Below are 7168 nucleotides of genomic sequence, written 5' to 3'. Positions count from 1 at the left end.
ACACAACATCCTCTTTTTCTATGATTGTCGTTAAATTCATTACTTTGTTTTTTTCATCCTCTTTTTCTATGATTGTCGTTAAATTCATTACTTTGTTTTTTTCCACCAAAAAAACGATAGTAATCATCAAACTGTTGTAACTGTGTAACTGTGTATCTGTTATATCAAGCTCTATTTTTTTACAATAATCACTTAATAAGTCAATCATATCATTCCTCATTTCTACTACAATATATTTATGGTAAATATTTCTTACAGTCGGTAAAAAATAATAAATCTATACAAGTACTAATTAACCATTACAGTTTTTTCTGATTGTAATGTTCCAGATAAATCAGTAAAACAGAAATATCTGCCGGAGAAACACCGGATATTCTCGATGCTTGACCAACTGATATTGGACGAAGATCGTCCAGCTTCTGAACAGCCTCCTTACGGAGACTGTTTACTTTTGTATAATCAATATCCTCTGGAATTTTACGATTTTCCAATTTTTGATACTGTGCCACCTGTTTCTGTTGTCTTGTTATATATCCCTCATATTTCAAGGAAATATTAACCTGTTCACAGACATCCTCAGGTAAATTCTGTCTGTCTTCATCAATTGGTGCCAAAATATCGTATGATAATTCCGGTCGCTTTAATAAATCAGCTAATGTGGAACCCGACTGTAATAACGTACTACCATATTGTTCTAATAATTTTTGAACTTCCTTTTTACCACCAATTGTAGTATGCTGCAATCGTTGTATTTCTTTTTCAATCATTTTCTCCTTGATCAATAATTTTTCATAGCGGCTATCGTCAATCAATCCGACCTCGTGACCAATTTTTGTTAATCGAAGATCTGCATTATCCTGACGCAAAAGTAAACGATATTCTGCTCTTGATGTCATCATACGATATGGCTCATTCGTTCCTTTTGTAATGAGGTCGTCAATTAAAACTCCGATATATGCCTGTGAACGATTTAAGATCAAAGGATCTTTTCCTTGTAATTTTCTTGCGGCATTAATTCCTGCAATAATACCCTGTGCACCAGCTTCTTCATAGCCAGAACTACCATTTGCCTGTCCCGCACTAAAAAATCCACTGATCTTTTTATATTCCAAGGATGCCTTTAACTGCGTTGGATTTATACAATCATACTCAATAGCATATGCATTTCTCACAATTGTTGCATGTTCCAATCCCGGTACAGAATGATACATCGCATATTGTACATCCTCGGGAAGAGAACTTGACATTCCGCCAACATACATTTCGTTTGTATAATTACCCTCCGGCTCCAGAAAAACCTGATGGCGTTTTTTATCTGCAAAACGAACTACTTTATCCTCAATTGATGGACAATATCTTGGTCCTGTCCCCTCAATAACCCCAGAGTAAAGTGGCGAACGATTTATATTATTACGTATGATATTATGTGTATTTTCATTGGTATAGGTCAGCCAACAAGATACCTGTTCTCGCTCTAATTCTTCCGGTGTATTTGTAAATGAAAAAGGTACCACTCTTTCACTTCCCTTTTGCTCTTCCATCTTTGAAAAATCTATCGTTCTTCCATCTACTCGCGCAGGTGTTCCTGTCTTAAAACGGCGAACTTCAATTCCAAGATCAATCAGATTTTGTGTCAGATGATTTGCTGCAGTTAAACCATTTGGCCCGGTATATTGACTAACATCCCCATAAATACAACGTGCTCTCAAATATGTTCCCGTACACATTATAACAGCCTTACATGGATAAATAGCATCTGATGTTGTTTTAACTCCAACAACACATTTGTTTTCCACCAATATTTCTGCAACTTCTCCTTGTTTAATGACCAAATTATCTGTGTTCTCTAGAACATGTCTCATGGAATTACTATATTCTTTTTTGTCTGCTTGTGCACGCAGCGAATGTACTGCAGGTCCTTTGGACATATTGAGCATCTTAGATTGTATAAATGTTCGATCAATATTTTTTCCCATCTCACCACCAAGTGCATCAATTTCTCGAACAAGATGTCCTTTCGAGCTTCCTCCAATATTTGGATTACACGGCATCATTGCAATACTATCAACACTAACTGTAAATACCAATGTTTGCATTCCTAATCTTGCGGAGGCAAGTGCTGCTTCACAACCTGCATGTCCTGCACCAATAACAACAACATCGTACTCCTCGTATGTATATGACATAGTCCACTCCATTCTGCTAATTTATTGCTTAGCTTTCCTATTCAACCAATTTAAACCCACTATTTTCCCATACAAAATTCTTCAAAGATCTTATTTACCAAATCTTCCGTTGCTGTATCTCCATTAATCAATCCTAATTGTTGATAAGCTTCCATCAAATCAATAGTAAAAAAATCTTCCGGCATTCCATACTTAATACTTTGTTCTACACGATGTAATGCATTCACTGCCTGCATAACAGCATTTTTGTGTCGAATACTTGTAAGACATATTTGATCGTTAAATTGCAGATCTCCCCGTTCAAACTTGTCCGTAATATATTGTTCCAATTGCTGCAATCCCTGTTTTGTCTCATTGGAAAATGCTATCGTATCCCATGAAAGTTTATCTTTCAAAAAAAGTTCGGATACTTTTACTTTTAGGTCTGCTTTATTCAAAAGAATAATTCCTTTTTTCTGTGCGATCAACGGAAGAATCTGTTCATCTTCATCAGACCATTCTTCACTTCCATCAACCACAAATAGAATAAAATCAGCCTGCTCAATATATTGTTTTGCTCGATCAACACCAATTTTTTCAACTGTATCTTCCGTATTATGAATACCTGCAGTATCTATTAAATTAAGCATCAATCCACCAAGCCGAACTGACTCCTGTAAAGCATCTCTAGTTGTTCCTGCAATATCTGTTACGATTGCACGATCTTCATCCAGCAAAATGTTCATCAAAGAAGATTTTCCGGCATTTGGTTTTCCAACAATGACTGTATTAATCCCCTCAGATTTCATTCTACCATTTCAAAACGATCCAATAATCTTTGCAAAGAAACAATCTGTTGCTCTGTTTTATCAAATAATTCATCAGAATATCCCGTCAGATCATAGTGTTCCGGATCATCCAAAGCACTTTCAATACGTCCCATCTCATATAAAATCTGTTCTCTGATCTGCTGAATATATTTTGATACAGACCCCTCCAACTGTTTTACAGCACTTTGTAATGCAAATTCATTTTTAGATGAAATCATTTTCATTACTGCTTCTGCCTGTGAAAGATCAATACGTCCATTCAAAAAAGCCCGTTTTGTAAACTCTCCCGCTCTGCCAAAAAAGCACCTTTTTCTAATAAAAGCTGCATAACTCTCTGTAATATATAATTGCCACCATGGCAATTAATTTCAACAACATCCTCTCGCGTATAAGTTGCAGGCGCTTTCATAACAGAAACCATAACTTCATCTACAACCTCATTATTACCATCTATAATAAATCCATAATGAATGGTATGCGATTTCTGTTGTTGGAGATATGATTTATCTATCAATGCTTCATTTTCTTCGTTATTAAATTTTCCCGGATGAAAAATCGAATCAACAATCTTCATTGATTCTGATCCACTTACACGAATGATGCCAATCCCACCACCTGCAGCACTAGCAATTCCAACAATTGTTTTTTCTTCCATTGCTGTCTCCTATTTGTCTTATTACAAAATGTGTAAATCTAAATCCACCTTTACATTATTTAAAAACTATTTCAATTGAAAAGAAAGGAGCCAAACCAGCCCCTTTCCTCGATTCCTAATGCTATTATTCATTATCCTGAACATCTTCAGAAGAATCTTTCTCATACTCATCATATTTCTTCTGATAAGAATTATTATATTTTTTACGGTATCCTCCGTTATTTCTTTTTCCATAACGAGAATTGCCATAAGAATATTTTCCACGACGCTCATAACCTGTATCCACACCCGGCTTCAATGTAATTACCACTTTGCGATATGGCTCATCTCCCTCGCTATGTGTTTCAACATATTTATCCTTCTGCAAAGCAGAATGAATAACTCGACGCTCATAAGGATTCATCGGCTCTAAATATACCGGTCTGTGAATTCTCTTAACTTTATGTGCCAAGTTGTGTGCTAAATTTTCCAGTGTTTCTTTTCTTCTTTCACGATAATTTTCAGTATCAAGCTTTACTTTCATATAATCTTCTGTATTACGATTAATAACTAAACTAACCAAATACTGAAGAGAATCTAAGGTAATTCCGCGCTTACCAATCAAAATACCCATCTCTTCACCAGAAAGATCAATGTTCATCTGATTTTCAACTTCATCGATCGTAATTTCAATGTTTACCTGCATTCCCATTGATTGGAACACCTTGTCCAAAAAATTAGAAGCGATAGCATCCAAAGAAAGTTTTACGCGAGCACGAATCTTTGCAGGTTTGCTGATCAATCCTAACAATCTGCTTGATCCTTCCTCAATTACTTCATATTCCAACTGATCACTTGATGTCTGCATAGATACAACTGCATTTGTTAATGCCTCATCAACTGTTTTTGCTGTAAACTCCTGCCATTCTGACATAATAAACCTCATTTCTGCACACTCTTTCACGTATCTTTTACTTCATGCCAAGTGTACGTAGACATAAAGTAAATTACTATTTGTTATCATTATTGTCTCTTGCAAGCATATTTGCATAAGAAGCAATACTTCCCTCTTTATATTTTTTATTTGTTTCCGGCCTTTTATAATCCTTTTCTGCTAAAGATTTCTTCGGTCGGTTTACTTTCTTACGCTGCTGCGTTGTCTTTGTTGTAGTATTAATGTTGCTTGTACGCTGTTTTGTCACATCTGAAAAAGCAGTATTGGGATCAATTCCAAGTCTTTCATACTTTTTCTTTGCCTTTTCTGTATTTTTTGCAATAATTGCATCCATATCAGTATGCTTAAAATATGCATCAATAGCCAATGTCTGCAATATACGAAATACATTGCCGGCAACCCAATAAATACCAACACCAATTGGGAACATAAAGCACATTACACCAGATACATATGGCATAACTTTATTCATCATATTCATGGATGCCATCGCAGTATTATCGGAATTCTGTGTCTGTGGTGTCGATGCCATACTAAGCTTCATGCTTATAATCTGAGTAATTACAGATAATATCGGAATCAATACACTGGCAGATAATGCTGCACCTCCGATAAATGGAATAACCGGCAGATCTGAGATATTAAGACCCAAAAAGGAATTAATATGAAATGCCTGACTTCCTACATCAGATACCATGTCAGCAATTGATGAAAATCCCTTGCTATTGCATGTATTCGCCAAACTATCCCATGCATCCTGATTAAACTGTCCTAACACATCTATATAATAGTTAAGTGCAGAACTCTTCGCACTAACTGCATTCTGAATAACATACGTCTTACTGTTTGTCATCTGACTCAGATCAGAAACGCTAATTCCTAACTTACGAACAGATTCAGCCACGTTTGTGTACATATTATATATTGGTGTTACATATGCCGGTATATTATATATAACGCGATACAAAGCAAAAAGAATAGGCATTGTGATCAACATTGGCAAGCATCCGCTTGCCGGGCTTACCCCATATTTTTGATATACAGCCTGTGTCTCCATTGACATCTTTTGCTGAGATGCCTGATCTTTTTTATTTTTATACTTTTGTTGAATTGCCATGATCTCCGGATTCATAATACTGGACATCTTAGCAAATTTCTGTTGTTTTAATACTAAAGGAAACATTAATAAGTTTACAATAAAAGTAAACAATATCATGCAAATTCCTACATTCTCAATTCCAAGTTTTGACATGAACAGATACAGCCATTCCAAAATCTGTCCAAGCATCCTAGCAATCGGTCCCAAAATGGATCCCTGATAGGTCGTCAATATAACATCAACCATTCTAATTAATCCTCCTGATTTAACAGGGCAAGCTACGGTACCGGATCATATCCACCTTTCGCAAACGGGTGGCATCTCAATATACGTTTTATACTCAAAAAACTCCCCTTCATAAAACCATACTTCTCTAATGCCTCTATTGCATATTGTGAACATGTTGGCGTATAGATACATGTAGGTCTTCCTTTCAAGGGAGATATTATCTTCCGGTATACCTTTATTAAAAAAATCAACGATTTTTTCATTCTAACATCATCTCACTACTATATTGTGCAGCTTCCCCAAATGTAATACAGCACTCTCAATTTCCTGGCATTTTCTGCCCTTTGCCGTATTTCTAGCTATTATTACAATATCATATCCATTCTCAAACTTCTCCACATTCAAACGGATACTTTCTCTTATCAACCTGGTAACCCTATGCCTTACAACACTGTTTCCAACTTTTTTACTGACTGTAATTCCGTATCTGTTTCTGTCCAGGTCATTCTTACGAACATACATAACTAAATACCTGTTGGCATAGGATTTTCCATGGCGATATGCTTTCAAAAAATCACTATTATTCTTAATTGATTCAAACACAATAATCCCTCTGCAAAAGCAAACTTAAAGTAAGGCTACTTTATAAGAAGAAAAGGTCACATAAATGCGACCTATGCAGATAACTTATGTCTTCCTTTTGCTCTTCTGCTTGCTAAAACCTTACGTCCGTTAGCTGTCTGCATTCTCTTTCTGAATCCATGAACTCTACTTCTGGATTTCTTCTTAGGCTGAAATGTCATCTTCATACTCAAAACACCTCCTTCTTCAAAATTAACACATCATGACTCAACAGGACTGTCCCTGAAAAATCACATACAAATAAAATGCATAAAACGCATACAGCCCATATTATAACGGTAAATGCCCATTTCGTCAAGCATATTCTAGCTATAACTCTAATTTTTCCTACAAACTGAAGTAAAAAGTTTGTTTACTTGTTAATGAGCCTCAGATAAGAACAAATGAATCAAATTGTAAAATGTGAATTATTCCACTCATTATCCACAATATAATGCACATGTTAATAATGTGAATTTAAAATTCACATCACAATAAACTAAATTTTAATCTTATATAATAGGAAGAAACTCATTTCCATTTATTTTATTCTACACACGAAGTATCATTAATATACACATTATACAGCAATAGTATTTAAACGAAAAAATCCTTGAATTTTCATAGTTCTACATC

At 35.3% G+C, this 7168-nt stretch carries 9 protein-coding genes and 1 pseudogene; all 10 read right to left on the bottom strand.

The genetic code is table 11. The annotated features are described in order from the left end of the window. Positions 1-208 (bottom strand): annotated as a pseudogene (locus DW981_RS13740) (hypothetical protein); the annotation flags it as partial. 91 nt (positions 209-299) lie between these two features. Continuing rightward, complete coding sequence (gene mnmG, locus DW981_RS13735) at positions 300-2186, bottom strand: tRNA uridine-5-carboxymethylaminomethyl(34) synthesis enzyme MnmG (protein ID WP_243034770.1); 1887 nt, start codon at positions 2184-2186, stop codon at positions 300-302. A 59-nt stretch (positions 2187-2245) separates the two neighbouring features. After that, positions 2246-2974 (bottom strand): GTPase, encoded by a 729-nt coding sequence (locus DW981_RS16305; RefSeq protein ID WP_347474587.1) that lies wholly within the window; start codon positions 2972-2974, stop codon positions 2246-2248. After that, positions 2971-3258 (bottom strand): hypothetical protein, encoded by a 288-nt coding sequence (locus tag DW981_RS16300; RefSeq protein WP_347474586.1) that lies wholly within the window; start codon positions 3256-3258, stop codon positions 2971-2973. Before DW981_RS16300 ends, DW981_RS16305 begins: the two co-directional genes overlap by 4 nt. Next, entirely contained in the window at positions 3255-3650 is a 396-nt protein-coding gene (locus DW981_RS16295) for a hypothetical protein (RefSeq protein ID WP_347474585.1), read from the bottom strand. Before DW981_RS16295 ends, DW981_RS16300 begins: the two co-directional genes overlap by 4 nt. A gap of 124 nt (positions 3651-3774) precedes the next feature. Further along, positions 3775-4563: an RNA-binding cell elongation regulator Jag/EloR gene (gene jag, locus DW981_RS13725; RefSeq protein ID WP_118508127.1), complete on the bottom strand. Its 789-nt coding sequence runs from the start codon at positions 4561-4563 to the stop codon at positions 3775-3777. A gap of 76 nt (positions 4564-4639) precedes the next feature. After that, positions 4640-5929 carry a YidC/Oxa1 family membrane protein insertase gene (locus DW981_RS13720; protein ID WP_118508126.1) on the bottom strand — a complete coding sequence of 430 codons (1290 nt, stop codon included), beginning with the start codon at positions 5927-5929 and terminating at the stop codon, positions 4640-4642. 32 nt (positions 5930-5961) lie between these two features. Then, complete coding sequence (yidD, locus tag DW981_RS13715) at positions 5962-6174, bottom strand: membrane protein insertion efficiency factor YidD (protein ID WP_118508125.1); 213 nt, start codon at positions 6172-6174, stop codon at positions 5962-5964. 7 nt (positions 6175-6181) lie between these two features. After that, positions 6182-6520, bottom strand: a complete 339-nt coding sequence (rnpA, locus tag DW981_RS13710) for a ribonuclease P protein component (RefSeq protein ID WP_118508124.1) — start codon at positions 6518-6520, stop codon at positions 6182-6184. Positions 6521-6585: 65 nt separating this feature from the next. Continuing rightward, entirely contained in the window at positions 6586-6720 is a 135-nt protein-coding gene (gene rpmH, locus DW981_RS13705; RefSeq protein ID WP_022024097.1) for a 50S ribosomal protein L34, read from the bottom strand. Between the last annotated feature and the right edge of the window lie 448 nt (positions 6721-7168).

It is taken from the genome of Clostridium sp. AM49-4BH, from assembly GCF_003478335.1.
In the GTDB taxonomy this organism is placed as follows: Bacteria; Bacillota; Clostridia; order Lachnospirales; family Lachnospiraceae; genus Butyribacter.
The sequence above is the reverse complement of the archived record's forward strand: the minus strand, read 5'-3'. Positions and strand labels throughout refer to the sequence as shown.

What these genes read in the sequence shown, in the direction of transcription:
- rpmH (WP_022024097.1), bottom strand. Translation starts at nt 6,720, where the DNA reads ATGAAGATGACATTTCAGCCTAAGAAGAAATCCAGAAGTAGAGTTCAT.
- DW981_RS16295 (WP_347474585.1), bottom strand. Translation starts at nt 3,650, where the DNA reads ATGGAAGAAAAAACAATTGTTGGAATTGCTAGTGCTGCAGGTGGTGGG.
- DW981_RS13720 (WP_118508126.1), bottom strand. Translation starts at nt 5,929, where the DNA reads ATGGTTGATGTTATATTGACGACCTATCAGGGATCCATTTTGGGACCG.
- yidD (WP_118508125.1), bottom strand. Translation starts at nt 6,174, where the DNA reads ATGAAAAAATCGTTGATTTTTTTAATAAAGGTATACCGGAAGATAATA.
- DW981_RS16305 (WP_347474587.1), bottom strand. Translation starts at nt 2,974, where the DNA reads ATGAAATCTGAGGGGATTAATACAGTCATTGTTGGAAAACCAAATGCC.
- jag (WP_118508127.1), bottom strand. Translation starts at nt 4,563, where the DNA reads ATGTCAGAATGGCAGGAGTTTACAGCAAAAACAGTTGATGAGGCATTA.
- mnmG (WP_243034770.1), bottom strand. Translation starts at nt 2,186, where the DNA reads ATGTCATATACATACGAGGAGTACGATGTTGTTGTTATTGGTGCAGGA.